General features: G+C 70.9%; 23 protein-coding genes and 1 tRNA gene. 21 read left to right on the top strand and 3 right to left on the bottom strand.

What is annotated here, in order from left to right:
- Nucleotides 1–225 precede the first annotated feature (225 nt).
- Together ACZ4VW_RS30160 and ACZ4VW_RS30165 are read left to right on the top strand one after the other, a co-directional pair.
- A complete protein-coding gene (locus tag ACZ4VW_RS30160; protein WP_467967889.1) occupies nt 226–1,662 on the top strand; it encodes an NAD-dependent malic enzyme in 1,437 nt (478 codons plus the stop codon).
- Between the two features lie 365 nt (nt 1,663–2,027).
- Nucleotides 2,028–2,309 carry an HU family DNA-binding protein gene (locus ACZ4VW_RS30165; RefSeq protein ID WP_017237029.1) on the top strand — a complete coding sequence of 94 codons (282 nt, stop codon included), beginning with the start codon at nt 2,028–2,030 and terminating at the stop codon, nt 2,307–2,309.
- 86 nt (nt 2,310–2,395) lie between these two features.
- Here the strand turns inward: ACZ4VW_RS30165 and murA are convergent, their stop codons facing one another.
- Entirely contained in the window at nt 2,396–3,736 is a 1,341-nt protein-coding gene (murA, locus tag ACZ4VW_RS30170) for a UDP-N-acetylglucosamine 1-carboxyvinyltransferase (protein ID WP_467967891.1), read from the bottom strand.
- A 264-nt stretch (nt 3,737–4,000) separates the two neighbouring features.
- Here murA and ACZ4VW_RS30175 point away from each other — a divergent pair, with 264 nt between their 5' ends.
- From ACZ4VW_RS30175 to ACZ4VW_RS30245, 15 genes are all read left to right on the top strand, one after another.
- The gene (locus ACZ4VW_RS30175) at nt 4,001–4,561 is read left to right on the top strand and encodes a YqgE/AlgH family protein (RefSeq protein WP_467967893.1); all 561 of its coding nucleotides are present in this window, start codon (nt 4,001–4,003) and stop codon (nt 4,559–4,561) included.
- Between the two features lie 29 nt (nt 4,562–4,590).
- Entirely contained in the window at nt 4,591–4,884 is a 294-nt protein-coding gene (locus ACZ4VW_RS30180; protein WP_467967895.1) for a DUF3039 domain-containing protein, read from the top strand.
- Between the two features lie 220 nt (nt 4,885–5,104).
- The gene (locus ACZ4VW_RS30185) at nt 5,105–6,412 is read left to right on the top strand and encodes an extracellular solute-binding protein (protein ID WP_467967897.1); all 1,308 of its coding nucleotides are present in this window, start codon (nt 5,105–5,107) and stop codon (nt 6,410–6,412) included.
- Nucleotides 6,409–7,413 (top strand): carbohydrate ABC transporter permease, encoded by a 1,005-nt coding sequence (locus tag ACZ4VW_RS30190; RefSeq protein WP_467967899.1) that lies wholly within the window; start codon nt 6,409–6,411, stop codon nt 7,411–7,413. The genes ACZ4VW_RS30185 and ACZ4VW_RS30190 overlap by 4 nt, the downstream gene beginning before the upstream one ends.
- Complete coding sequence (locus ACZ4VW_RS30195) at nt 7,410–8,249, top strand: carbohydrate ABC transporter permease (protein ID WP_467967901.1); 840 nt, start codon at nt 7,410–7,412, stop codon at nt 8,247–8,249. The genes ACZ4VW_RS30190 and ACZ4VW_RS30195 overlap by 4 nt, the downstream gene beginning before the upstream one ends.
- A 190-nt stretch (nt 8,250–8,439) precedes the next feature.
- Nucleotides 8,440–10,149: a beta-N-acetylhexosaminidase gene (locus ACZ4VW_RS30200; RefSeq protein ID WP_467967903.1), complete on the top strand. Its 1,710-nt coding sequence runs from the start codon at nt 8,440–8,442 to the stop codon at nt 10,147–10,149.
- A 233-nt stretch (nt 10,150–10,382) separates the two neighbouring features.
- Nucleotides 10,383–11,258, top strand: a complete 876-nt coding sequence (locus ACZ4VW_RS30205; RefSeq protein ID WP_355112475.1) for an FAD binding domain-containing protein — start codon at nt 10,383–10,385, stop codon at nt 11,256–11,258.
- Nucleotides 11,255–12,565 (top strand): (2Fe-2S)-binding protein, encoded by a 1,311-nt coding sequence (locus ACZ4VW_RS30210; protein WP_467967905.1) that lies wholly within the window; start codon nt 11,255–11,257, stop codon nt 12,563–12,565. Before ACZ4VW_RS30205 ends, ACZ4VW_RS30210 begins: the two co-directional genes overlap by 4 nt.
- Nucleotides 12,562–14,868, top strand: a complete 2,307-nt coding sequence (locus tag ACZ4VW_RS30215) for a xanthine dehydrogenase family protein molybdopterin-binding subunit (RefSeq protein WP_467967907.1) — start codon at nt 12,562–12,564, stop codon at nt 14,866–14,868. Before ACZ4VW_RS30210 ends, ACZ4VW_RS30215 begins: the two co-directional genes overlap by 4 nt.
- 273 nt (nt 14,869–15,141) lie before the next feature.
- Entirely contained in the window at nt 15,142–15,696 is a 555-nt protein-coding gene (locus tag ACZ4VW_RS30220; protein ID WP_467967909.1) for a hypothetical protein, read from the top strand.
- A gap of 30 nt (nt 15,697–15,726) precedes the next feature.
- Nucleotides 15,727–17,283 (top strand): hypothetical protein, encoded by a 1,557-nt coding sequence (locus tag ACZ4VW_RS30225; protein ID WP_467967911.1) that lies wholly within the window; start codon nt 15,727–15,729, stop codon nt 17,281–17,283.
- Between the two features lie 30 nt (nt 17,284–17,313).
- Nucleotides 17,314–18,696, top strand: a complete 1,383-nt coding sequence (gene mycP / locus ACZ4VW_RS30230) for a type VII secretion-associated serine protease mycosin (RefSeq protein ID WP_467967913.1) — start codon at nt 17,314–17,316, stop codon at nt 18,694–18,696.
- A gap of 192 nt (nt 18,697–18,888) precedes the next feature.
- Entirely contained in the window at nt 18,889–19,287 is a 399-nt protein-coding gene (locus tag ACZ4VW_RS30235; RefSeq protein WP_467967915.1) for a hypothetical protein, read from the top strand.
- A 5-nt stretch (nt 19,288–19,292) separates the two neighbouring features.
- Entirely contained in the window at nt 19,293–21,110 is a 1,818-nt protein-coding gene (locus ACZ4VW_RS30240) for an alpha/beta hydrolase (protein ID WP_467967945.1), read from the top strand.
- On the top strand, nt 21,107–21,703 hold the full coding sequence (locus ACZ4VW_RS30245) for a hypothetical protein (protein ID WP_467967917.1): 597 nt from the start codon (nt 21,107–21,109) through the stop codon (nt 21,701–21,703). Before ACZ4VW_RS30240 ends, ACZ4VW_RS30245 begins: the two co-directional genes overlap by 4 nt.
- A gap of 115 nt (nt 21,704–21,818) precedes the next feature.
- On the opposite strand, the gene ACZ4VW_RS30250 is transcribed toward ACZ4VW_RS30245, so the two are convergent.
- Together ACZ4VW_RS30250 and ACZ4VW_RS30255 are read right to left on the bottom strand one after the other, a co-directional pair.
- Entirely contained in the window at nt 21,819–22,208 is a 390-nt protein-coding gene (locus ACZ4VW_RS30250; protein ID WP_467967919.1) for a hypothetical protein, read from the bottom strand.
- A 58-nt stretch (nt 22,209–22,266) separates the two neighbouring features.
- Nucleotides 22,267–22,338 (bottom strand) — tRNA-Cys (locus tag ACZ4VW_RS30255).
- Nucleotides 22,339–22,515: 177 nt separating this feature from the next.
- Between ACZ4VW_RS30255 and ACZ4VW_RS30260 the strand changes: the two genes are divergently transcribed.
- From ACZ4VW_RS30260 to ACZ4VW_RS30275, 4 genes are all read left to right on the top strand, one after another.
- On the top strand, nt 22,516–23,967 hold the full coding sequence (locus tag ACZ4VW_RS30260) for an MFS transporter (protein ID WP_467967921.1): 1,452 nt from the start codon (nt 22,516–22,518) through the stop codon (nt 23,965–23,967).
- A gap of 49 nt (nt 23,968–24,016) precedes the next feature.
- Complete coding sequence (locus tag ACZ4VW_RS30265) at nt 24,017–24,217, top strand: CopG family transcriptional regulator (RefSeq protein ID WP_355112447.1); 201 nt, start codon at nt 24,017–24,019, stop codon at nt 24,215–24,217.
- Entirely contained in the window at nt 24,214–24,600 is a 387-nt protein-coding gene (locus ACZ4VW_RS30270) for a type II toxin-antitoxin system death-on-curing family toxin (protein WP_467967923.1), read from the top strand. The genes ACZ4VW_RS30265 and ACZ4VW_RS30270 overlap by 4 nt, the downstream gene beginning before the upstream one ends.
- Nucleotides 24,601–24,707: 107 nt before the next feature.
- Complete coding sequence (locus ACZ4VW_RS30275) at nt 24,708–26,498, top strand: DEAD/DEAH box helicase (RefSeq protein WP_467967925.1); 1,791 nt, start codon at nt 24,708–24,710, stop codon at nt 26,496–26,498.
- Nucleotides 26,499–26,749: the final 251 nt, after the last annotated feature.

The following is a 26,749-nucleotide window of genomic DNA, read 5'->3' on the forward strand; positions in this document are numbered from 1 at the left end:
TGCCACCTCGTGCATAGCTACGAAGTTGAGGTCCCTGTCACCCCTGGGTGGCGGGGACCTCTTCTGTTTCCCCCCAGGTTCTCGTATGGTGGAAACTACTTTCCGAAAACAAAATGACCGCATTACCTGCTACCGACAGGTAGGTGCGACCATCGGAGGGCGCCGCCGGGCAACCAGCCGGGGCGGCGTAGCAACGAAGCTCAGGGAAAGCAGAGGAACTCGGCCATGGCAACGGCGCCCAGCGTCTCGTACTCGATGACGGTCAGGCTGGAGGTTCCCGCCAGCGGAACCGCGGTCTCCCAGCTCACCACGGCGGTGGAGTCCCACGGCGGTTCCGTCACCGGCCTCGACGTCACGGCCTCCGGCCACGAGAAGCTGCGGATCGACGTCACCATCGCGGCGACCTCCACCGCGCACGCCGACGAGATCGTCGAGCAGCTGCGCACCATCGAGGGCGTCACCCTCGGCAAGGTCTCCGACCGTACGTTCCTGATGCACCTCGGCGGCAAGATCGAGATGGCGTCCAAGCACCCCATCCGCAACCGCGACGACCTCTCCATGATCTACACCCCGGGTGTGGCCCGGGTCTGCATGGCGATCGCCGAGAACCCCGAGGACGCCCGCCGCCTCACCATCAAGCGCAACTCCGTCGCAGTCGTGACGGACGGCTCCGCCGTCCTCGGCCTCGGCAACATCGGCCCCAAGGCCGCGCTGCCCGTCATGGAGGGCAAGGCGGCCCTCTTCAAGCGCTTCGCCGGCATCGACGCCTGGCCGATCTGCCTGGACACCCAGGACCCCGACGCGATCGTGGAGGTCGTCAAGGCGATCGCCCCCGGCTTCGCGGGCATCAACCTCGAGGACATCTCCGCCCCCCGCTGCTTCGAGATCGAGGCCCGCCTGCGCGAGGCCCTCGACATCCCCGTCTTCCACGACGACCAGCACGGCACCGCGATCGTCGTCCTCGCCGCCCTCACCAACGCCCTGCGCGTGGTGGGCAAGGGAATCGGGGACGTACGCGTCGTCATGTCCGGCGCCGGCGCGGCCGGTACGGCCATCCTCAAGCTGCTCATCGCCGCTGGCGTGAAGCACGCCGTCGTCGCCGACATCCACGGTGTCGTGCACGCCGGCCGCGAGGACCTCGTCGGGGCCGAGAAGGACTCGCCGCTGCGCTGGATCGCCGACAACACCAACCCCGAGGGCGTCACCGGCACCCTCAAGCAGGCCGTCGTCGGCGCGGACGTCTTCATCGGCGTCTCCGCCCCGAACCTGCTCGGCGCGGACGACGTCGCCGCGATGGCGGAGGGCGCCATCGTGTTCGCGCTCGCGAACCCGGACCCCGAGGTCGACCCCGCGATCGCCCGCCAGACGGCGGCCGTGGTGGCCACCGGCCGCTCGGACTTCCCCAATCAGATCAACAACGTGCTGGTCTTCCCCGGCGTCTTCCGCGGCCTGCTGGACGCCCAGTCCCGCACCGTCAACACGGAGATGATGCTGGCGGCCGCCTCGGCCCTCGCCGACGTCGTCACCGAGGACGAGCTGAACCCGAACTACATCATCCCGTCGGTCTTCAACGACAAGGTCGCGGGCGCCGTGGCGGGCGCCGTCCGCACCGCCGCCAAGGCGGGGGCCGCGGGAGTCGACAGCGGGACGAACGGGCTCTGACGGCGCCCTGGAGGGCCTGCGTGGGCCGTGACCGGACCCACGCGGCCCGCCCGAGCGGCGCGTCGCGGGTCGCCGTGCCGTAAACCCGCCTTTAGGGTGGTAGTTCGGATTCGAAGAGTTTCGGCGGAGTCGACGGAACGTCACCACGCCAGAGGCAGTGGCGCTTTTCGTGTGACCCCAGAGGGTGCCGGATTGGCGTTCCCGCCGCTGGTGGGGGCAGGATGCCTATTCGGGCGCGAGGGTCTGGAAGCAGACCCGGTCCGGGGACTGTCCGAGGGCCCTGGCAGCATCGGCTTCGCTGTGCCCAACATGCGGCTCCGCCGCGTGGCACGCCTCACAGGCAAGAAGAACACGGGAGTAACAACATGAACCGCAGTGAGCTGGTGGCCGCCCTGGCCGACCGTGCCGAGGTGACCCGCAAGGACGCCGACGCCGTGCTGGCCGCTCTCGCCGAGACCGTCGGCGAGGTCGTCGCCAAGGGCGACGAGAAGGTCACCATCCCCGGCTTCCTGACCTTCGAGCGCACCCACCGTGCCGCTCGCACCGCTCGTAACCCGCAGACCGGCGACCCGATCAACATCCCGGCCGGCTACAGCGTGAAGGTCTCCGCGGGCTCGAAGCTCAAGGAAGCCGCCAAGGGCAAGTAAGCAGCCTGTAGGCAGTAGAAAGGGCGGCCACCCTGTCAGGGGGTGGCCGCCCTTTCGTTCGCCTCCGTACGGGCCAGGCAGGTGCCTTACACGAGCGCGCGGCCCGGGAGCTCGACCTTCGCGCCGAGCTCGACGAGCTTCTCCATGAAGTTCTCGTAGCCGCGGTTGATCAGGTCGATGCCGTGGACACGGGAGGTCCCCTGCGCCGCCAGGGCCGCGATCAGGTACGAGAAGCCGCCCCGGAGGTCCGGGATGACCAGATCGGCGCCCTGGAGCTTGGTGGGGCCGGACACGACCGCCGAGTGGAGGAAGTTCCGCTGGCCGAAGCGGCAGTCCGAGCCGCCCAGGCATTCCCGGTACAGCTGGATGTGGGCACCCATCTGGTTCAGCGCGGAGGTGAATCCCAGCCGGGACTCGTACACCGTCTCGTGGACGATGGAGAGGCCCGCGGCCTGCGTGAGCGCCACCACCAGCGGCTGCTGCCAGTCGGTCTGGAAACCGGGGTGCACGTCCGTCTCCAGGGCGATCGCGTTGAGCGAGCCGCCCGGGTGCCAGAAGCGGATGCCCTCGTCGTCGATCTCGAAGGCGCCACCCACCTTCCGGTAGGTGTTGAGGAACGTCATCATCGACCGCTGCTGGGCGCCGCGGACGTAGATGTTGCCCTCGGTCGCCAGCGCCGCCGACGCCCAGGACGCCGCCTCCAGGCGGTCCGGGAGCGCGCGGTGCGTGTAACCGTCGAGCCGGTCGACACCGGTGATGCGGATGGTGCGGTCGGTGTCCATGGAGATGATCGCGCCCATTTTCTGCAGGACGCAGATCAGGTCCTCGATCTCCGGCTCCACGGCGGCGTTGGAGAGCTCGGTGACGCCCTCCGCCAGTACGGCCGTGAGCAGCACCTGCTCGGTCGAGCCGACCGAGGGGTACGGGAGACGGATCTTGGTGCCGCGCAGTCGCTGCGGGGCCTCCAGGTACTGGCCGTCCGCCCGCTTCTCGATCGTCGCGCCGAACTGACGCAGCACGTCGAAGTGGAAGTCGATCGGCCGTCCGCCGATGTCGCAGCCGCCCAGGCCCGGGATGAAGGCGTGGCCGAGGCGGTGCAGCAGCGGGCCGCAGAAGAGGATCGGGATGCGCGACGAACCGGCGTGGGCATCGATGTCGGCCACGTTGGCGGACTCGACGTGCGTCGGGTCGAGGACCAGCTCACCCGGCTCCTCGCCGGGACGGACCGTCACTCCGTGCAGCTGCAGCAGCCCGCGGACCACGCGGACGTCACGGATGTCGGGCACGTTGCGCAGTCGGCTCGGCCCGCTGCCGAGGAGGGCGGCGACCATCGCCTTGGGCACGAGGTTCTTCGCGCCGCGGACACGGATCTCGCCCTCCAGCGGGGTTCCGCCGTGGACAAGCAGTACATCGTCTGTGCCGGTCATGAATCTCGCGTTCCGGAGAGGTCGGGCAGGGGGCCAGGGAAAAGGGTAAGGGGCGGGAGCACCCGCATTGGAAGGTTCGGGTGCCCTGTCAGATGTAATGAATTCGGCACAACACCCTCTGTTCATACGATCTTGCGGAGCGTCACCGTCCGTTTGTGTCCGCGCGCGCCGCGCGTATCGGTCCTGAACTGCGCCGCCGTCCCGTCCGTGTGCACTGCGCCGGACGACCCCCGTAATCGCCGAAGATGCGGGATCATGTGTCGCATGACCGAGGTGTCCTCGCTCACAGGGCGACTGCTCGTCGCGAGCCCCGCCCTGGCCGACCCCAATTTCGACCGCGCGGTGGTCCTGCTCCTGGACCACGACGACGAGGGCTCCCTCGGTGTGGTCCTCAACCGGCCGACCCCTGTCACGGTCGGTGACATCCTCGCGCCCTGGGCCGATCTCGCCGGCGAACCGGGCGTGGTGTTCCAGGGCGGCCCGGTCTCGCTGGACGCGGCGCTCGGCGTGGCGGTGATTCCCGGCGACGAGGGGCCGCTCGGCTGGCGGCGGGTCTTCGGCGCGATCGGACTGGTCGACCTGGAGACCCCGCCCGAGCTGCTCGGCCCCGCGCTGGGCTCCCTTCGGATCTTCGCCGGATACGCCGGCTGGGGCCCGGGCCAACTGGAGACGGAACTCGGCGAGGGCGCCTGGTACGTGGTCGAGTCCGAACCGGGCGACGTCTCCTCGCCGCGCCCCGAGACCCTGTGGCGGGAGGTCCTGCGACGCCAGCGGAGCGACCTCGCGATGGTGGCGACGTATCCGGACGACCCGTCGCTCAACTGACCCCGCCGGTCTTCAGTACCCTGGTGCTCATGAGCACTCTCGAGCCCGAGCGCGGGGCAGGTACGGGAACCCTCGTCGAGCCGACGCCGCAGGTGTCCCACGGTGACGGCGACCACGAGCGCTACGCCCATTACGTCCAGAAGGACAAGATCATGGCGAGCGCCCTCGACGGCACTCCCGTGGTGGCACTGTGCGGCAAGGTCTGGGTACCGGGGCGCGACCCCAAGAAGTACCCGGTCTGCCCGATGTGCAAGGAGATCTACGAGTCCATGGGTGCCGGCGGGGACAAGGACAAGGGCGGCAAGGGCGGCGACAAGAAGTAGCTCGCTCCCGACCGCGGGGACGGCCCCCGGTGCGCGTACTTCGGTACGCCACCGGGGGCCGTCTCGCGTTGCACGGGCTGCTTCGGCCGGTCACAGAGTGGTTGAGACCACTTGTCGCGGCGTTGGTCCGGCCCTAACCTCTCGCGTGTTGTGCAGCACGAAACGCCCGTTGCGCATGTTGCAACGGGCGGCTGCGACGTCGATTGGTGGGAGCCCCCGTATGAAGCTTTCTGCCCGTATCGCCGCCCCGGTCGCCGCCCTCGCCCTCGCCGGTCTCACCGCCACCGCCTGCGCCCCGCAGACCTCCGACGGCAAGGCCACGACGGACGAGAAGAGCGGCACCCTGCGCGTGTGGCTCTTCCAGGAGGTCAACAACGCGCCCAAGAAGCAGGTCGTCGACGCGGCCGTCGCCGCCTTCGAGCAGCGGCACGAAGGGGCGCAGGTCGAGGTCGAGTACATCCCCGTCGACACCCGCGCCCAGCGCATCAAGGCCGCCTTCAACGACCCGAAGTCCGCCCCGGACCTCATCGAGTACGGCAACACCGACACCGCCGGCTACGTGAAGGACGGCGGACTGGCCGACATCAGCGCCGAGTTCGGCGCCTGGACCGACGCCAAGGACACCGACCCCGCCGCCAAGACCGGCGTCACCGTGGACGGCAAGGTCTACGGCGCCCCGCTCTTCGTCGGCGTACGCGCGCTCTACTACCGCACCGACGTCTTCGAGGAGCTCGGACTCTCCGCGCCCAAGACGCAGGACGAACTCGTCTCCACGGCCAAGAAGATCCGCAAGGCCAAGCCCGGCCTCTACGGCATCGCCGTCGGCGGCGCCTACACCTACGGCGCGATGCCGTTCGTCTGGGCCCACGGCGGCGACCTCGCGACCCGGGACGGCGCCTCGTACAAGGCCGCCGTCAACAGCGAGGCCGCCCGCAAGGGCATCACCACCTACACCTCCCTCTTCGGCGACGACAACTGCCCGGCCGCCAAGTGCGCTCAGATGGGAGGCAACGCGACCGTCACCGCCTTCGCCTCCGGCAAGGCCGCGATGGCGATCGGCGGCGACTTCAGCCACGCGGCGGTCGAGGCGGGCACCGTCAAGGGCAAGTACGCGGTCGTCCCGCTGCCCGGTGTGACGCCCGGCTCGATCGCTCCCCCCTTCGCCGGCGGCAACAACCTCGGCGTGATGAAGAGCAGTTCGCACCGCACCCTCGCCGTCGACCTGATGAAGTCCCTGGCCGGGAAGGAGACGCAGGGCAAGCTCTTCGACGCGATGGGCTTCCTGCCGACCTACACCGACGTGCGGGCGCGGGCGGCGCGGAGGGAACCGTTCGTGAAGCCCTTCATCGACTCCCTCGGTGCCGGCGCCAGATTCGTCCCCGCCTCCCCGGCCTGGGGCACGATCGACTCCTCGCTGGTGCTCCCGACGATGTTCCAGGAGATCGTCAGCGGCCGGAAGGACGTGCGTACCGCCTCGGACGACGCCGCCCGCGCGATGGACGAGGCCTTCGCGGCAGCGGGCCGATGACGAGCACGGTCCCGGACGGTACGCGGACGGCCCCCGAGGGACGCACGGCCGGAGGCAGGGTCCCCCGGCCCCGTCACCCCTCCGGCGCCCCCCGGGCCCGGCGCCGCACCCCCTCCGGCGCCCGCGGCCGCGCCGGATGGACGCCCTGGCTCTACCTCCTGCCCGCGCTCGTCGTCCTCGGCGGGCTGCTCCTCTACCCCGTCTACCAACTCGGGCTCATCTCCTTCCTGGAGTACACCCAGGCCCAGGTCAGCGGTGGCGAACCGACCTCCTTCCGGGGCTTCGCGAACTACACCGCCCTCTTCTCCGACCCGCAGTTCCGGCAGGTCCTCCTCGCCACGGTCCTGTTCGCCGCCGCCTGCGTCGTCACCACCCTCGCGGTGGGCTGCGCCCTCGCGGTCCTGCTGACCCGCGTACGGGCCGTGCCGCGCCTCGCCCTCATGCTGGCCGCGCTCGGCGCCTGGGCCACCCCCGCCGTCACCGGTTCCACCGTCTGGGTCTTCCTCTTCGACCCCGACTTCGGGCCCGTCAACCGGGTCCTGGGACTCGGCGACTTCTCCTGGACGTACGGGCGCTACAGCGCCTTCGCGCTCGTCCTCCTCGAGGTCGTCTGGTGCTCGTTCCCGTTCGTGATGGTGACGGTGTACGCGGGCATCAAGGCCATCCCGTCCGAGGTCCTGGAGGCCGCGGCGCTCGACGGCGCCTCGCAGTGGCGGATCTGGCGCTCGGTCACGGCGCCGATGCTGCGTCCCATCCTGGTCGTCGTCACGATCCAGTCGATCATCTGGGACTTCAAGGTCTTCACCCAGATCTACGTGATGACGAACGGCGGCGGCATCGCCGGGCAGAACCTCGTCCTCAACGTCTACGCCTACCAGAAGGCCTTCGCCTCGTCCGAGTACAGCCTCGGCTCGGCGATCGGCGTCGTCATGCTGCTGATCCTGCTCGCCGTGACGCTGGTGTACCTCCGACTGCTGCGCCGTCAGGGAGAAGAACTGTGAACGCGTTCCGCATCCGGCGGCCGGGGCGGCTCGCCGCCGAGGCGTCCGCCCTCCTCGTCGCGGCCGTCGTCGCCTTCCCGCTGTACTGGATGGTCCTCTCCGCCTTCAAGCCGGCCGGCGAGATCCAGTCGACCGAGCCCCGGCCGTGGACGCTGTCCCCGTCCCTCGACTCCTTCCGGCGCGTCTTCGAGCAGCAGGAGTTCGGCCGGTACTTCCTCAACTCGCTGATCGTCGCGAGCACGGTCGTCCTCGCCTCCGCGCTGATCGCGTTCCTCGCGGCGACGGCTGTGACCCGGTTCCGCTTCCGCTTCCGGACCACGCTGCTGATCATGTTCCTGGTCGCCCAGATGGTCCCGATCGAGGCGCTGACGATCCCGCTCTTCTTCCTGATGCGGGACTTCGGCCAGCTCAACACGCTGGGCTCGCTGATCCTGCCGCACATCGCCTTCTCGCTGCCGTTCGCGATCTGGATGCTGCGCGGGTTCGTGAAGGCGGTCCCGGAGGCGCTGGAGGAACAGGCCCAGATCGACGGCGCGAGCCGGACCCGCTTCCTGTGGCAGATCCTGTTCCCGCTGGTCTTCCCGGGGCTCGTGGCGACGAGCGTGTTCTCCTTCATCTCGACCTGGAACGACTTCCTCTTCGCCAAGTCCTTCCTCATCAGTGACACCTCGCAGTCCACGCTCCCGATGGCGCTGCTGGTCTTCTTCAAGCCGGACGAGAACGACTGGGGCGGGATCATGGCGGGGTCGACCGTGATGACGATCCCCGTGCTCGTCTTCTTCGTCCTCGTACAGCGCCGTCTGGTCTCGGGAATGGGCGGGGCGGTGAAGGACTGACGGGCCGCCACCGGTCACGGGTCGGCCCTGTGCCCGACGACGGAACGCGCCCCGTGCCCCGACCCACGGGCTGGGCCGCGCGCCCGACCCAGAGGCCGGGCCGCGCGCCCGACCCAGAGGCCGCGCCCCGTGCCCGACGACGGCCCGTGCCCCCGTGCCCCACGACATCCGCTGACGAGAGGCCGATGCCATGCATGTCGACGACCACGACCACGACCACCACGACCACCACGACCACCACCAACACGAGCCGCTGATCCCGGCGCCGCGCGCGCTCGACGTCCGGCGGACCGGCCCCGGCCGCGTCCCGCTGGACGAGGGCACCACCCTCGACGCCGGCCCGGGCACCGAGGGCGTGGCGCGCCTGCTGCGGGCCGAACTCGGCGCCGCCACCGGGCTGGCGTTCGCACCGGGCGGCGGCCCGCGCTGTGTCCGGCTGCGGGTCGGTTCCGAGGTGGGGGAGGCGTACGGCCCGGAGGGATACCGGCTCTCGACCGACGGATCCGTCGACGAGGTCGCCGTCCTCATCGAGGCCGGCAGCGCCGCCGGGGTCTTCTGGGGCCTCCAGACGCTCCGTCAGCTGCTCGGCCCCGACGCGTACCGCAGGGCACCCGTGGCGCGGGGCCGGCGCCGCTGGGACCTCCCCCCGCTCACCGTCGAGGACGGCCCGCGCTTCGGCTGGCGCGGCCTCATGCTCGACGTGGCACGGCACTTCCTGCCCAAGGACGACGTCCTGCGCCAGCTCGACCTCCTCGCCGCCCACAAACTGAACGTCTTCCACCTCCACCTCACCGACGACCAGGGCTGGCGCGTCGAGATCGAGCGCCACCCCCGGCTCACCGAGATCGGCGCCTGGCGGGCGCGCACGAAATGGGGTCACCGGGCGTCCCCTCTGTGGAACGACACCCCGCACGGCGGCTTCTACACACAGGACGACATCCGCGAGATCGTCGCCTACGCCGCCGAACGGCACATCACCGTCGTCCCCGAGATCGACATCCCCGGCCACTCGCAGGCGGCCATCGCCGCGTATCCCGAACTGGGCAACACCGACGTCGTCGACACCACCGCGCTCACCGTCTGGGACACCTGGGGCGTCAACCCGAACGTCCTCGCCCCCACCGAGGGCACCCTCCGCTTCTACGAGGGCGTCTTCGAGGAGATCCTCGACCTCTTCCCGGCCGCCGTCTCGCCGTTCGTGCACGTCGGCGGCGACGAGTGCCCCAAGGACCAGTGGAAGAAGTCCCCGACGGCCCAGGCGCGCATCCGGGAGCTGGGTCTCGCCGACGAGAACGAGCTGCAGTCCTGGTTCATCCGCCACTTCGACCGCTGGCTCACCGACCGGGGACGCCGGCTCATCGGCTGGGACGAGATCCTGCAGGGCGGCCTCCCGCCCGGCGCCGCCGTCTCCTCCTGGCGCGGGTACGCGGGCGGGATCACCGCGGCCGAGGCGGGCCACGACGTCGTCATGTGCCCCGAGCAGCAGGTGTACCTGGACCACCGTCAGGCGGCGGGCGAGGACGAGCCGATGCCCATCGGGTACGTCCGCACCCTGGAGGACGTCTACCGCTTCGAACCCGTGCCGCCGGGCCTGAGCCCCGAGGCCGCCGCCCACATCCTGGGCACGCAGGCCAACGTCTGGACCGAGGTCATGGAGAACCGCGACCGGGTCGATTACCAGGTCTTCCCGCGCCTCGCCGCCTTCGCGGAGGTCGCCTGGTCGCACCTGCCCGCACCCGAGCAGCGGGATTTCGCCGACTTCGAGCGGCGGATGACCGCCCACTACCGCCGCCTCGACGCCCTCGGCGTCCGCTACCGGCCGCCGGCCGGCCCGCGGCCGTGGCAGCGGCGCCCGGGCGTCCTCGGCCGCCCCGTCGAGGGGGCGCCCCCGAACATCTGAGGCGCCCCGGTCGCCCCGGCCGCCCCCGTCACCCAAGAGCGGCAAAACGGAAGTTACCGTCACCGGTGGGATCTCCGGGACGGAACCGTCCTTCGCGGACCCTCGCGTCGGACCGCTCGGAAGATGTGCCAGAGTTGCCACGTCCGGGCTGTGAGCACGTACGGTACGGCCACACAGGCGTCACAGCCGGGGACAGTCGGGGACCGCCGGGGACACCGGGAAGGGGCAGCGGGTTGACCACGCACGCACCACAGACGGCGCAGTCCGTGACGCTGCCCGCCTCGCTCGACGAGGCCGTGGCGGCGCTCACCGCCATGCCCGCCGCCGTACCGGTCGCGGGCGGCACGGACCTGATGGCGGCTGTCAACAAGGGCCAGCTCAGGCCCGCCGGACTGGTCGGCCTCGGCCGGATCAACGAGATCCGCGGCTGGCAGTACCAGGACGGCCACGCGCTCCTGGGCGCCGGCCTCACCCACGCCCGGATGGGCCGCCCCGACTTCGCGGCCCTCATCCCCGCCCTCGCCGCGGCCGCCCGCGCCGCCGGACCGCCCCAGATCCGCAACGCCGGCACGCTCGGCGGCAACATCGTCACCGCGGCGCCCACGGGCGACTCCCTGCCCGTGCTGGCCGCCCTGGAGGCGGACCTGGTCGTCATGGGCCCGCTCGGTACCCGCGAGATCCCCATCTCCCACCTGCTGGCGGGCCGCGACCTGCTGGCGCCCGGCGAGCTGGTCGCCTTCGTCCGGGTCCCGCTCCTGCACGCCCCCCAGGTCTTCCTCAAGGCCACCGGCCGGACGGGCCCGGCCCGCGCCATGGCCTCCGTCGCCGTGGTCCTCGACCCGGCCAGGCGCGGTCTGCGCTGCGCGGTGGGCGCGATCGCCCCGATGCCACTGCGCCCGCTGGAGGCGGAGCACTGGATCGCCTCGCTGGTGGACTGGGACGGCGAGCGCGGCCTCGCGCCGGAGGCGCTGACCGCGTTCGGCGAGTACGTGGCCGCCGCCTGCATCCCGGACCCGCCCGGCGACGAGCAGCTGCCGCCGGCCGTACTGCACCTGCGGCGCACGGTCGCCGCGCTGGCCCGACGGGCACTGGGGAGGGCGCTGTCGTGAGCAACGAAGACCACGGCCACGGGCAGGCGGGCGGCTGGGAGCCGATCCCGCAGAGCGAGGGGTACGACGGCGACGCCACCGCCTTCGTACAGCTGCCGCCCGAGTTCATGCTGGACGGCGTCCCGCTGGAGGCGCCGGGCCACGGCTACGTACCGCCGATGATCACTCCGCTCGTGCCGCTGACCCCGGCGCCCGCGACGGATCCCGCGGCGACCGGTTCGTGGGTGGTGCAGCCGCCGGCGGAGCACGGGCCGGACCCGGATCCGCAGCCCGAGTTCCTGACGGAGCCCGATCCGCACGCGACGGGTCAGTGGAGCTTCGAGGCGGCGTCGGACACCGGCCAGTGGACGATCCCGGTCGCTCCGGACTCGTCGGACGAATCGGGCGAGTACACGACGTCGATGCTGGCGCAGTACGCGAGCAGCGCCCCGGCGACCCTGCCGGGCGGCGCGCCGGCGCCATGGGCGGTTCAGGAGCCGGGCCCGGAGGAGGCCAAGGCCGGGGACGCGGGGGCGGAGGCCCCTGGTGTCGCAGAGGCGACCGAGGCCCTCGGCACCCCCGAGGCCATGGCTCCCGATGCCGTAGCGGCCGCAGAGGCCCCTGAGGGCGCCGGAGACACGACCCAGGAGCCGGCGCCGCCCGCGGATCCCGCCGACACCCCTGACGCGCTCCCGCACGGGCTCTCCACAGGCAACAGCGCGGACAGCGACGAGCACCCGCACACCTCGTACGTCCTTCGTGTGAACGGCGCCGACCGCCCCGTGACGGACTCCTGGCTCGGCGAGTCGCTGCTCTACGTGCTCCGCGAGCGGCTCGGCCTGGCCGGCGCCAAGGACGGCTGCTCGCAGGGCGAGTGCGGCGCGTGCAACGTCCAGGTCGACGGCCGGCTCGTCGCCTCCTGCCTGGTTCCCGCGGCGACGGCCGCCGGGAGCGAGGTGCGGACGGTCGAGGGCCTCGCGACCGACGGCGAACCCTCCGACGTGCAGCGCGCCCTGGCCCGCTGCGGCGCCGTCCAGTGCGGCTTCTGCATCCCGGGCATGGCCATGACCGTGCACGACCTGCTCGAGGGCAACCACGCCCCGACCGAGCTGGAGACCCGCCAGGCGCTCTGCGGGAACCTGTGCCGGTGCTCGGGCTACCGGGGCGTCGTCGACGCCGTACGGGAGGTCGTCGCCGAACGCGAGGCGAGCAACGCGGCGGAGCGCGCCGCCACGGAGGCCGCCTCGGAACGCGCCGCCTCGGAGCGAGCCGACGAAGCGCGCATCCCGCACCAGATCCCCCACCCGCACGACGGAGGCATGGCGTGAGCAGCGACGCGACCACCGCCACCACCCCCACGGCGCACGACGCCGTCGAGCAGGAGCCGGTCGCCCACGGCCTCGGCTCCTCCCTCCCGCCGGCCGACGCGCGGGCCAAGACCGAGGGCACCTTCCCGTACGCCTCCGACCTGTGGGCCGAGGGCCTGCTGTGGGCCGCGATCCTGCGCTCGCCGCACCCGCACGCCCGGATCCTGTCCATCGACACGACGGCCGCGGCCGACATGCCCGGCGTACGGGCCGTCGTGACGCACGCCGACGTGCCGGGTGAGGCCACGTACGGCAGGACCGTCGCCGACCGCCCCGTGTTCGCCTCCGAGCTGGTCCGCCACCACGGTGAGGCGATCGCGGCCGTGGCCGCCGACCACCCGGACACCGCCCGGCTCGCTGCGGCCGCGATCGCCGTCGAGTACGAGGTCCTGGAGCCGGTCACGGACCCGGAGAAGGCCTTCGCCGCCGAGCCGCTCCACCCGGACGGAAACCTGATCCGCCACATCCCGCTGCGCTTCGGCGAGGCGGAGGCGACGGGCGAGGTCGTGGTCGAGGGGCTGTACCGGATCGGCCGGCAGGACACGGCCCCCATCGGCGCGGAGGCCGGCCTCGCCGTGCCGCGCCCGGACGGCGGGGTGGAGCTCTACACGGCCTCGACCGACCCGCACACGGACCGGGACCTCGCGGCGGCCTGCTTCGGCCTCTCGCCCGACCAGGTGAAGGTGGTCGTGACGGGCGTACCGGGCGCCACTGGCGACCGTGAGGACCCGGGCTTCCACATCCCCCTGGGCCTCCTCGCCCTCCGTACCGGCTGCCCGGTCAAACTCACCGCTACGCGCGAGGAGTCCTTCCTCGGCCACGCCCACCGCCACCCGACCCTGCTGCGCTACCGCCACCACGCGGACGCGGAGGGCCGGCTGGTCAAGGTCGAAGCCCAGATCCTGCTGGACGCCGGCGCGTACGCGGACGCCTCCTCGGAGTCCCTCGCCGCGGCCGTGGCCTTCGCCTGTGGGCCGTACGTCGTGCCGCACGCCTTCATCGAGGGCTGGGCGGTCCGCACGAACAACCCTCCGTCCGGCCACGTCCGGGGCGAGGGCGCGATGCAGGTGTGCGCGGCGTACGAGGCACAGATGGACAAGCTGGCGGCGAAGCTGGGCGTGGACCCGGCCGAGATCCGCCTGCGCAACGTGCTGGCCACCGGGGACATCCTCCCCACCGGCCAGACCGTGACCTGTCCCGCGCCGGTGGCAGAACTCCTGGCCGCCGTCCGCGACTTCCCCCTTCCCTCGCTGCCGATGGACACCCCCGAGGAGGACTGGCTCCTCCCGGGCGGCCCGGAGGGCGCCGGCGAACCGGGCGCGGTGCGGCGGGGCGTCGGCTACGCCCTCGGCATGGTCCACATGCTCGGCGCCGAGGGCGCCGACGAGGTCTCGACCGCGACGGTACGGGTCCAGGACGGCGTGGCCACGGTCATCTGCTCCGCCGTCGACACGGGTTCGGGCTTCTCGACCCTGGCGCGCCAGATCGTCCAGGAGACGCTCGGCCTGGAGGAGGTCCACGTCGCCTCGGTCGACACGGACCAGCCGCCGGCGGGCCCGGCGACGCACGGCCGCCACACCTGGGTGTCGGGCGGCGCCGTGGAGCGGGCGGCCAAGATGGTCCGTACGCAGCTGCTCCAGCCCCTGGCGCACAAGTTCGGGATGTCGACGGAGCTGCTCCAGATCACGGACGGCAAGATCACGTCGTACGACGGCGTCCTGTCGACCACGGTCATGGAGGCCATGGACGGCAAGGAACTCTGGGCCACGGCCCAGTGCCGCCCCCACCCCACCGAGCCCCTGGACGAGTCGGGCCAGGGCGACGCCTTCGTGGGCCTCGCGTTCTGCGCGATCCGCGCGGTGGTGGACGTGGACATCGAACTGGGCGCGATCCGGGTGGTGGAGATGGCCGTCGCCCAGGACGTCGGCCGCATCCTCAACCCGGCCCAGCTGGCCACCCGCATCGAGGCGGGCGTCACCCAGGGCATCGGCGCGGCCCTCACGGAGAACCTCCGCACGGCCCGCGGCCTGGTCCGCCACCCGGACCTGACGGGCTACGCCCTCCCGACGTCCCTCGACGCCCCAGACATTCGCATCGTGAAACTCGTCGAGGAACGCGACGTGGTGGCCCCCTTCGGCGCGAAGGCGGCCAGCGCGGTCCCCGTGGTCACCGCCCCGGCGGCGGTCGCCTCCGCGGTCCGCGCGGCGACCGGACGCCCCGTCAACCGCCTCCCGATCAGGCCGCAGGCGGCAGTGGGCGCGTGACGCCGGCTCTCCCGGACCCGCTCCGGGAGGCGGGCGTTCCGTTCGCACCATGAAACGCGTCACAAGCCGGGGCCCGTCCGGGTGCGGTCCTTGCTGACCGTACGAATCCAGCCATCGGGGTAGTGGCCGTACGGCTCTTGGCCCAGGCGCCCCTGGCCGCCGTACCCAATTCGTAACCACGGGATCTGCGTTGCGCGTGCAACCCAGAGGTGCGCTCTGTCCGTCGTCTTGACTACAGTGAAGCCCTGAGACGTGTCGAACGGGGAGGCGGCGATGGCAGAGGCGATGGACGGCGGCGGGGGAGCGATCGGCTCGCTGTCGACGATGTCGATGTTCGGTGGGGTCGTGGGGGCGGCCGCGGCCGCGGCCAGCATGGCCGTCGAGGTGAGCGAGCTGGCCAACCTGAAGAACCGGGTGGACCAACTGCTCAAGGACTTCCAGGAGTCCCAGGCGGGCCCGGGCAAGATCGCCGCCGAATGGCTGGACCAGGGCTCGCTCGCGGGGCCGGGGTTCAAGGAGGCGGAGTTTCTCTTCTCCTCCTACGGGGTGGTGCGCGAGGAACTGGTGAAGTTCTCCAAGGTCCTTGGGCTGCAGATGGAGAGCATGAAGATCGCGATCGACCTGTCGAAGACCGATTACGAGAACATCGACGACGACATTCGCGCGCGTATGAGGGCGCTCAACACGCAGATCACGGATCTTCAGAAGCGTGAAGCCGACGAGGCCGCGAACGCGAACACCATGGGTGGGACGTCGCAGAGGCCGATCCCGCAGACGGGTGCGCCCGCGGACGGCGGCGACGGCCGTGGAGAGGTCAGCTACGGGTGAGGTACGAGGCGGAAACGGGGGAAGGTTCGCATGGGTAACACGTCCAATACACCGAAGGCGGAGTCGACACCGCTCGACGGGCTGTCGAACGAGCAGCTGCTGGCGATGCTCACTCCCATCCAGAAGGAGCGGGCCGAGGCGCTCTCGCTCAAGCTCGGAACCGCGGCGAAGGAGATCACGAAGATCGCCGAGTACCTCCGTGCCCGCGCCTCCGGCGGCCTGAACTGGAAGGGCGCGGCATCCGAGTCCTTCGTCGAGTGGACGGGCGCGACGGCGAGCGCGACGTTCTACCTGGCGGAGTACACGGAGTTGGCCAGCAAGTGCTTGGCCGAGTCGGCCCAGGCGATGGCCGAGGCGAAGAGTGGCGTGGACGGGATCGCCAAGACGATCGCGGACGCGGAGACGGACTACAAGAAGGCCCAGCGCTACCGGGACGCGGCCCAGCACGACCCTGGCGCGGGCAAGGATGCGGTGCAGACGTTCTCCGACGACATGGAGGCAGCGGTCAGTGCGCGTAAGAAGGCGCGCATCGAGGCACTGATGAAGCTGCGGTCGTTGGGGCAGACATACACACACACGGGCCAGCGGGTGAACAGCGCGCCGAGGCCGGAGTTCCCGGCGCCCTCCACCATGAACGATGAGTGGGTCGCTCCGAAGGGGTACATGCAGGTCCCCGGTAGCTCGTCCAGTAGCCGAATGTCGTCTACGACAGGAGGTTATGAACCGGCCGGACGTGCGAGCTCAACGGGAAGCAGCGAAGGGTCCGTCGTAGGTGGCGTCGACAGCGGCACTGTCCGTCCCGGCGAGCCGACCAGGCCCGCCACGGTCCTTCCCGACCCCGTCGTGGACATGGAGATCGACGGCGGCCTGACGCTTCCCGACGCCCCGACGACCCCCTCCACGACGCCGCCGGGTACCACCACGCCACAGCGCCCGGACACGATCACGTACCCGGGTGGAACGACACAGGTTCCCCCGCCCCTCACGGGCGGCTCGGGCAAGACGTTTCCGACCGGCCCTGGGACCGGCAAGGTGGGGCCCACCATGCGAGGGATGCCGGGCCCCGGGACCGTCGCTCCCACGCATCCCACGTCGCGGATGCCGCAGACCGGCATTGTCGGAGGCCGTCAGGTGCCGCAGAACAACGGTCGTCCGCAGGTCGGGCTTCCGCGGAGTCCGGTGATCGGTCACGAGAACACCCACGCTCGTGGGCCGATGGGCGCCGGCGCGCACCCCATGGGCGGCGGGCCCGGGCAGGGCAATGGCAACGGCTACCCCGCCGGGCGGCGTCTTGCGACGGAGACGGGTGGCGTGGTCGGTGGTCGGGCTCAGCAGTCGGGTCAGGCCAGTGCGCGTCCCTTCACCCCGGGTGGCTCCGGCCTCGTCCGGGGCGCTCAGGCCGGAGCGGGAGCGGGTGCGGGTGCGGCGCAGGGTCGTGCGGTCGGCGCGCCGCTTCACGGCGCGGGGGCCAGGACCGGAGACTCTCGTTCTGATGACAGTAACGGCGAGCGTCCCGACTACCTGACCGAGGACGAGGAGACGTGGCAGCAGGGAGCGCGTCGCATCGTCCCCCCGGTCGTCGACTGATCTCGTATAACAAAGGACACGGAGAAGCGCATGCGGACCAGCAGTGGACGGGCCATCGGTTCAGGCTCCCTTGTGGCGGCGACCATGGCCCTGACACTGCTGGGCATCGGCGCGACACCGGCTCACGCGGAGACCGTCCGTCAGCAGCAGTGGCATTTGGATGCCATGAAGGCTGACGAAATCTGGAAGGTCAGCAAGGGCGAGGGCGTCACCGTCGCGGTTATCGACTCCGGCGTTGACGACTCCGTCGCCGACCTTCGAGGCCAGGTGCTCCCTGGCAAGGACTACTCGTCCCGTGCCGGTGACGAGAACAAAGACATCGACAATCACGGCACGAGCATGGCTGCCTTGATTGCCGCGACAGGGGCGCGGGGCGCTGCTGCGGGCTCGTACGGACTGGCGCCGAAGGCGAAGATTCTACCCATTCGTGTCGCCAGCAACACAGAACGCCTACAGGGCAAGAGTGCGGCGACGTACGCACAAGGGATGGCGACGGCCATTCGATTCGCGGCCGACTCAGATGCGAAAATCATCAACATCTCGGCGGCCAGTCCTGTGACACCTCAACCTGTGCTCGCCGACGCGGTCCGGTACGCACTGTCAAAGAACAAGCTGATCTTTGCGGGAGTAGGCAACAGTGCTGACGAGGGGAACGCTGTCCAATACCCGGCTGGGACTCCTGGCGTCGTCGGTGTGGGCGGACTGAACAGGAAGGCGGCTTGGTGGTCGAAGTCGCAGACCGGGGCACAGGTCGACCTCGCCGCCCCTGCGGTAGACATCGTCAGCGCCTGCTCTGGAGGTACGCAGCTGTGTGAAGGTGACGGCACAAGTAACGCCACCGCGCTCGTCTCCGCCTCCGCTGCCCTCATCTGGGCCAAGCGCCCAGACTGGACCAACAACCAGGTCCTCCGCGTCATGCTCAACACCGCCAGCAAGCCCAAGAGCGGTGACGCCCGTACCGACCTTGTCGGATACGGAGCCGTCCGGCCCCGGATCGCGCTGACCAGCCCCGGCGACCCCGGCCCCGCCGACGTCTACCCGCTGCCCGACCTCGCCGCCGCCGAGAAGGCCGCGTCGCCTTCCGCGACCGCCTCTTCGGCGCCGTCGTCCGCGCCCAGCGAGAAGCCGGCCACGGCCGCACCCGCGCCCGCCGCGTCGGACAGCGACAGCAACTCCGGTCTGTGGATCGCTCTGGGCGTCGGCGCTGCCGTGCTGATCGGTGGTGCCGTTGCCGCTGTCGTCGTGCGGTCCCGGCGGCGGAGTGCGATGCCTCCCGTTCCGGCCATGCCTCCCGCCGCACCGCAGTACGCCCCCGCCCCGTACGCGCCCTACGGCCCTCCGCCGCAGCAGGCCCCCAACCCGTACCAGCACCAGCAGCACGACCCCCAGCAGGGCCCGCCCCCGCAGCGGTGACCGATCGAGTCGTAGAGATTCCGCATTGCACTTGTGTATGACGGGGTCTCACCCGGTAGCGTTACCGATCGCGGGAAATTGACGCATCGGGAACCGAACGACGGGGGAGACGCCGTGGCTGGTGAGACGCAACCGCAAAGCCTGCAGCAATTGCTTCAGTTCGAGGGCGGGAGCTCTTCGAGCGAGCAGGGGATGAGCCTTGCCGGGGTCGCCCCCGGGGGCGGCGGTGCGGAAGGTGGCGGTGGTGGAGCCGCGGACCTCAAGCAGACCGAGGGACCGTGGACGCATGCCGCAGGGGCCGTCGTGCAGCTGCAGGCCGACACCAACGCCGGGCTGACGAGGCTCGGGACCGCGCACGAGGGCGTGCAGGAGCGCACCGAGGGGCTCGAGGCCACGGCCGCGCTCAGCGCCGTCCTCTTCTCCTGGCAGGAGCGGCTGAAGACCGTTCGGGACGAGGCCGGGAACCTGGAAGGGCCGCTCCGGCAGGTCGCCGTCGAGCACGGTGAGCTGGAGGCCGCCCAGAGGGCGAAGTACGCGCAGCTCGCGCCGCTGCCGGACAAGGGCGCGGGCGAGCACAAGGGCGGTCGGTGAGCGCGATGTTGTCCATAGACGAACTCAAGAACCTCAAGCTCACCGAACTCACCGAAGCCGGCCAGGGATGGGGTGACGTCAGCAAGCGGGCGTACGAATCCCGCCGGCAGATCGACTCCGGCGTGGCACCCAAGCTGACCGACGTCACCAAGGGCATGTCCACGATCGCGGCGGCGGTCCGCCTGGGCCGGCTGAGCCGTAACTACCACTACATCCACACCGAGTGCGGTCTGGTGCAGTTCGCGCTCAACGGTCTGGCGCAAGAACTCGCGGCCCCGCAGCGCAAGTTGGTCAACGCGCTCGAGGACGCCAAGCAGCTCGGGTTCACCGTGCACCCCGACGGCTCGGTCAGTTACCCCGCCGCGGGCCCGGAGCTCGGTGGACAGAAGCCGCAGGGCGACACGGTGAAGGGCACGAGCGGGTTCGTCAGCGGTGTCATGGCGGACGTCGCCGCCATGACCAACCTCAATCCGAACGCCGCCAAGGCGCAGGACATCGCCGACACGATAGGCGACGCGCTGGCCGAGGCCCGGAGGATCGACGGGGAGTACGCCAACGCCGTCCGCAGGCTCAAGGCCGAGCAGGGCCTCGACGTCACCGAGAACACCTGGGCCGACGTCAACAAGGACTCGCAGGCGGTGCACGGCGCGGCGGACGACGTTTTCAAGGACAGCATCCCCACGGGCGGCACCCCGGCCGAGCGCAAGGAGTGGTGGGACGGCCTCAGCCAGGAAGACAAGATCGCGTACATGGCGGCCTATCCCGAGACCATCGGGAACCTGGACGGCATCCCCTCCCTGGCGCGCGACGAGGCGAACCGCAACTACATGCCTCAGCTGATGGGGAAGCTCGCCGACCAGGGCGACGAGGAGTCGCTGACCAAGCTGGCCGGCCTGCAGGGGATCCAGGACAAGCTGAACACGACGAGCCAGCCGCCCATGCTCCTGCTCGGTATCGGCGACCAGGGCAACGGGCGCGCCATCGTGGCGTACGGCAATCCGGACGAGGCGAAGAACGTGTCCGCGTACGTGCCGGGGCTGGGGACCAAGCTCGACGCGGAGTTCGCGGGAGGCACCGTGAAGCGGGCGTTCGACACCGCGACCGGCGCCCAGAAGATCGACCCCTCCAGTGCCTCCATCGTCTGGCTGGGCTACGACGCTCCCCAGGACATCGACGTGATGACCAAGGGCGATGCCCAGAAGGGTGCTCCGGCCTACAACTCGTTCATGGCGGGCATCTCGGCCACGAACGACTTCGGCAGCAACGCGCACATCACGGCGATCGGCCACTCCTACGGGTCACTCACCGTCGGACAGGCCACCCAGCAGCCCGGAGGCATTCCGGGAGTGGACGACATCATCCTGGTGGGCAGCCCGGGCGTCGGCGTCGACAGGGCCGAGGACCTCGGTGTCGGCAAGCAGCACGTCTACGTCGGAGCGGCGGACAACGACATCGTGACCAAGCTGCCGTCGGCGGGCTCGGTGGAGGGCGCCGCCGTCGGTGCGCGCGCCGGTCTTCCCTTCGGCCCGGCCGGAATACTGCTCGGCGGAGCCATCGGCGCGGACCTGGGTGACCCGGGCGACGACGATGTGTGGTTCGGCAAGGACCCGTCGAGCGAGGCGTTCGGAGCCAACAGGTTCAGGACCGAGGACGGTCCCCAGGTCGTGGACCTCGAGTTCCCCAACGTCCTGAAGAGCGACGTCGGCAACCTCGAAGCCCACTCGAACTACTTCACCCCGGAAAAGGACCAGATCTCGGCCGACAACATCGCCGCGATCGTCGCCGGTGAGCCTGGGAAGATGATTCCGGAGGCGCGCCGGTGAAGTTGCTGAGGTTGCTGGCGGTGACGGGCCTCGCGGTCCTTGTCGTGGGCTGCTCACCCACGGACGGTGGCGGCCAGGAGCGGACGGTCGAAACGGGACAGACGAAGGTGCCGAAGATGGACATGCAGCAAGCCGCCGAGCGGGCGGACGAGATTCTCGACGAGACGTTCGCGGCGATCGTTCCTCCCGTGCAATGGACGCACCGGCAGACGATGCCCGGCACGTGCTCGACGGACCGCGCGCGCACCGTGATGACCATCATCGCGGAGGAGCGCCGGAGCGCCTTCCTGGGCGTGGTCGACCGCCATTGGAAGAGCAAGGGCTTCGCGTTCCGCGCGGCCAGCCAGGACAAGCTGGCGGCGTACTACGTGACCCCCGACGGGTTCCAGCTCAGTGTGCTGATCGGTTGGAAGGGCCAGGCCCATTTCGAGGTGACCACGCCCTGCGTCGAGAAGTCCGAAGTGGCCCCGCCGACCTCCCCGCCGAACGGTCCCGACTACAGCAAGCTGCCGCCCACCGCGCCGAACGTGACCTCCGACTTCTGGTCCGGGAAGGGGCCGGTCCCCAGCGCGACGGCACAGCCGAGCAGCTGAGCCCCCGGCGTTCGACGCCGCTCACGGAGGGCCCCGGCCCTGCTCGGGGCGGGGCCGTCCGCCAGGCGGCCGTGAGCCCCGCACAGGGCCCTGGGCCGGGGACCTCGAAGGGGACCTAGGCCGGGTCCTCCGCCGGGCGGGGCGCGCCGATCAGTGAGAGCGCGAGGATCGAGGCGCGCGTGATGAGGCCGGCGAGCAGGATCGTGCCGAACCCCTCCACGTGCCACTGGCCGAGCTCGCCGCCCAGCCAGGACAGCAGCCACCAGATCAGCGAGTCCTGCACGAAGCCCGCGGCGGCGAAGGCCAGCAGGGGCAGAGCCGGGACCGGGGCGGAGGGCCCCACGTATACGAGCTGGGTGAGGAGCGAGATCACGACGCCGGCGATCACGACGGAGAGGCCCACGTCCACGGCCTCCGCGCCGAGCGTGACGCCCGGCAGAACGGCCCCCGAGACGCCCACCCCGACGAGCGCGCCCAGTCTGCGTCTCGTGCTCGTATCAGTCATGGCCGGACTCTGACATGCGCGACGTGACGTTGTGAAGATCCCCTGGAAGCGGGATCAGAGACCGTGATCGGAATCGAACCGACGTAACTCGAGTTGCAGTCGAGCCCCTCAACCACTCGGGCACACGGTCGTGTTGAGCGGTGATACGACCGTAGAGCGGGCGCTCGGCGCCGCTCAAGGCTTTCGGCCGCCGTGCAACACGACTGCCATGTGCCGTTCACGATCGCCCGGTCGTACGACCAAGGGACCAGTCGGGACCGACCGCCGGACAGGGTCCATTCAGTGTTACGCCCCTTACGCTGGTCCCATGAGCGCCCTCGAACCCCGCGACGCCGACTCCGACGTCGACGCCCACGCCGCCACCGCCGCCTCCCCGGGCGGCGGATCCGTGCTCGACCGGGACCACCGGGCGCTCAGCATCGGCATCGTCTCCGTCGTCCTGCTCATCGCGTTCGAGGCGACCGCCGTCGGCACGGCCATGCCCGTCGCCGCCCGCGAGCTCAACGGCATCCCCCTCTACGCCTTCGCCTTCTCCGCGTACTTCACCACCAGCCTCTTCGCCATGGTCCTGTCCGGCCAGTGGTCCGACCGCGGTGGGCCCCTGGCCCCGCTCGCCGTCGGCATCTCCGCCTTCGCGGCCGGCCTGCTGCTCTCCGGGACCGCCGGCACGATGGTGCTGTTCATCCTCGGCCGGGCCGTCCAGGGGCTGGGCGGAGGGCTCGTGATCGTGGCGCTGTACGTCGTCGTCAGCCGGGCGTACTCCGAGACGCTGCGACCGGCGATCATGGCCGCCTTCGCGGCGAGCTGGGTCGTCCCCTCCGTCGTCGGGCCCCTCGCCTCCGGCACCGTCACCGAGCACCTCGGCTGGCGCTGGGTCTTCCTCGGCATCCCGGCCCTGGTCGTCCTCCCGCTCGCCCTCGCCCTCCCGGCGATCCGCCGTACCGCGTCCGGGCCCGCCGACCCCGCCGCGCCGCTCCCGCCGTACGGCCGCCGGCGGATCCGGCTCGCGCTCGGCATCTCGGCCGGGGCGGGGCTGCTGCAGTACGCGGGCCAGGACCTGCGCTGGCTCGCGCTGCTGCCGGCGGCGGCGGGCGCGGCGCTGCTGATCCCGGCCGCACGCGGACTGCTGCCGCGCGGCACGTACCGCGCGGCGCGCGGGCTGCCGGCCGTGGTGCTGCTGCGCGGTGTCGCGGCCGGCTCGTTCATCGCGGCCGAGTCCTTCGTGCCGCTCATGCTGGTCACCCAGCGCGGCCTGAGCCCCACGCTCGCCGGCATGTCGCTGGCGGTCGGCGGCCTGACGTGGGCGCTCGGTTCCTGGATCCAGTCCCGGCCGTGGACGGAGCCGTACCGGGAGCGGCTCGTGGTGTTCGGCATGGTGCTGGTCGCCGCGGCGATCGCCGCGGCGCCGAGCGTCCTGATCGCCGCGGTGCCGGTGTGGGTGGTCGCGGTGGCGTGGGCGTTCGGGTGTCTCGGCATGGGCATGGTGATCGCCTCGACGAGCGTGCTGCTCCTGAAGCTCTCGGCGCCGGAGGAGGCGGGCGCGAACTCGGCGGCCCTGCAGATCTCGGACGGCCTCTCGAACGTGCTGCTGCTGGCGGCGGGCGGCGCGGCCTTCGCGGCGCTCGGCGGGGGCGCGGTGGGCCACGGCGCGGCCCTGGACCCGGCCTCGCACCCGGCGGCCTTCGCGGCGGTGTTCCTGCCGATGGCGGGGGTGGCGCTGGTGGGGGCGTGGGTGGCCACGCGCCTGCGGGAGCGGTGAAGCCCGGCGCGGTACCACTCTGGCCCCAACGTGGTGGTACCATTCTGGTATGGCCATGAACCTGCGTCTTCGTGACGACCAGACCGAAGCCCTCAAGCAGCGCGCGGAGGAGGAGGGCACCAGCATGCACGCCATACTCCTCAAGGCGGTCGACGACTATCTGGCGCGTACCGCCCAGCAGGCGATCGTGCGAAAGACGGCCATGGAGCAGGCCGCCAAGTGGCATGAGCTGATGGAGCGCCTCAAGTGACGTGCGTCTACCTCACCGCCGAGGACGTGCTGGTCATCGCCGAGCATGCGGTCGATGACCAGAAGGTCCTCGTGCGCGATGCGGGGCTGCTCGAATCGGCGGTGCACCGGCCCTCCGCCGCCATGTTCGGCGAGGAGGCGTACCCGGACCTCCTCGACAAGGCGGCCGCCCTGCTGCAGTCCTTGGCGGTGAACCACCCCTTCGTCGACGGGAACAAGCGCACGGCCTGGCTGTCCTGCATGACCTTCCTCGCCATGAACGGCGTCCAGCTCCGCCCGGACATCGACGCGGCCGAACGCCTCGTCATCGCCGTGGCCACCGGGGAGACGGACGAGGTCAAGGCGATTTCGCAGGGGCTGCGTGAACTGCTCCTCCCGACGTGAGCTGAATCGCACCCGCTCCGCCCCCGGGGCGTTCGTACGGGATTCGCGCCGGGCCGCCGGTAGGGTGGCCCGGTTGTCATATCTGGACGAGCGTCGAACCGGAGACCGTGACTACCACCGCCACCTCCTCCCATCACCTCTCTCCCGCCTTCCCCGGCCGGGCCCCCTGGGGTACCGCGAACAAGCTGCGCGCCTGGCAGCAGGGCGCCATGGAGAAGTACATCCAGGAACAGCCCCGCGACTTTCTCGCGGTCGCGACACCCGGCGCCGGAAAGACCACCTTCGCGCTGACCCTCGCGTCCTGGCTGCTGCACCACCACGTCGTACAGCAGGTGACGGTCGTCGCGCCCACCGAGCACCTGAAGAAGCAGTGGGCCGCGGCCGCCGCGCGGATAGGGATCAAGCTCGACCCCGACTACAGCGCCGGGCCGCTCAGCAAGGAGTACCACGGCGTCGCCATCACCTACGCCGGTGTCGGCGTACGACCCATGCTCCACCGCAACCGCTGCGAACAGCGCAAGACCCTCGTCATCCTCGACGAGATCCACCACGCCGGTGACTCCAAGTCCTGGGGCGAGGCGTGCCTGGAGGCCTTCGACCCGGCCACCCGCCGGCTCGCGCTGACCGGTACGCCCTTCCGGTCCGACACCAACCCCATCCCCTTCGTCACGTACGAGGAGGGGAACGACGGCATCCGGCGCTCCTCGGCCGACTACACCTACGGCTACGGCAACGCCCTCGGCGACGGCGTCGTGCGGCCCGTCATCTTCCTCTCCTACAGCGGCAACATGCGCTGGCGCACCAAGGCCGGTGACGAGATCGCCGCCCGCCTCGGCGAGCCCATGACCAAGGACGCCATCTCGCAGGCCTGGCGCACCGCGCTCGACCCCCGCGGCGACTGGATGCCGAACGTCCTGCGCGCCGCCGACCAGCGCCTGACGGAGGTCCGCAAGGGCATCCCCGACGCCGGGGGGCTCGTCATCGCCTCCGACCAGGACTCCGCCCGCGCCTACGCCAAGCTGATCCGCGAGATCACCGGCACCAAGGCCACGGTCGTCCTCTCCGACGAGGCCGCCGCCTCCAAGCGGATCGACGAGTTCAGCGAGAGCAACGACCGCTGGATGGTCGCCGTCCGCATGGTGTCCGAGGGCGTCGACGTTCCGCGCCTCGCCGTGGGCGTGTACGCGACGACCATCTCCACCCCGCTGTTCTTCGCCCAGGCCGTCGGACGTTTCGTACGTTCGCGCAGGCGCGGCGAGACCGCGTCCGTGTTCCTTCCCACCATCCCGAACCTCCTCGGCTTCGCCAACGAGATGGAGGTCGAGCGCGACCACGTGCTCGACAAGCCGAAGAAGGACGGCGAGGAGGACCCGTACGCCGAGTCCGAGAAGGAACTGGCGGAGGCCGAGAAGCAGCAGGACGAGGACACCGGCGAGCAGGACATGCTGCCCTTCGAGGCGCTGGAGTCCGACGCCGTCTTCGACCGCGTCCTCTACGACGGCGCCGAGTTCGGCATGCAGGCCCACCCGGGCAGCGAGGAGGAGCAGGACTACCTCGGCATCCCCGGGCTCCTCGAACCCGACCAGGTGCAGCTGCTCCTCCAGAAGCGGCAGGCCCGGCAGATCGCGCACAGCCGCAAGAAGCCGGACACCGAGGCGGACCTGCTGGAGCTCCCGGCCGAGCGGCGACCTGTCGTATCGCACAAGGAACTGCTCGAGCTGCGCAAGCAGCTCAACACGATGGTCGGCGCGTACGTCCACCAGAGCGGGAAGCCGCACGGCGTCATCCACACGGAGCTGCGGCGGGTGTGCGGCGGGCCGCCGAGTGCGGAGGCGACAGCCGGCCAGATCCGTGAGCGGATCAAAAAGGTGCAGGAGTGGGCCACCCGGATGCGGTGAGGCCGGACGCGGTTGGTCCGGGAGGCCGCCGTGCCTTCGGAGGGCCGCCGTGCTGCTTCCGGGAGCCCGCCGTGCCTTCGGACCCGGCCGTGACTCCGGACGACCGTGTCCGGATATGGTCGGCTTCGGACCACTGTGGGCCCGTACGCGCGATGTGCGTACGGGCCCTGTCCGTTGTGCGGCCCGACAAAGCCGATCTTGTCCGGCGAACTCCCCGGACCGGCCGACTTATGCCTGGAACGGGCCGTATC

Source organism: Streptomyces sp. NPDC029139 (assembly GCF_055564335.1).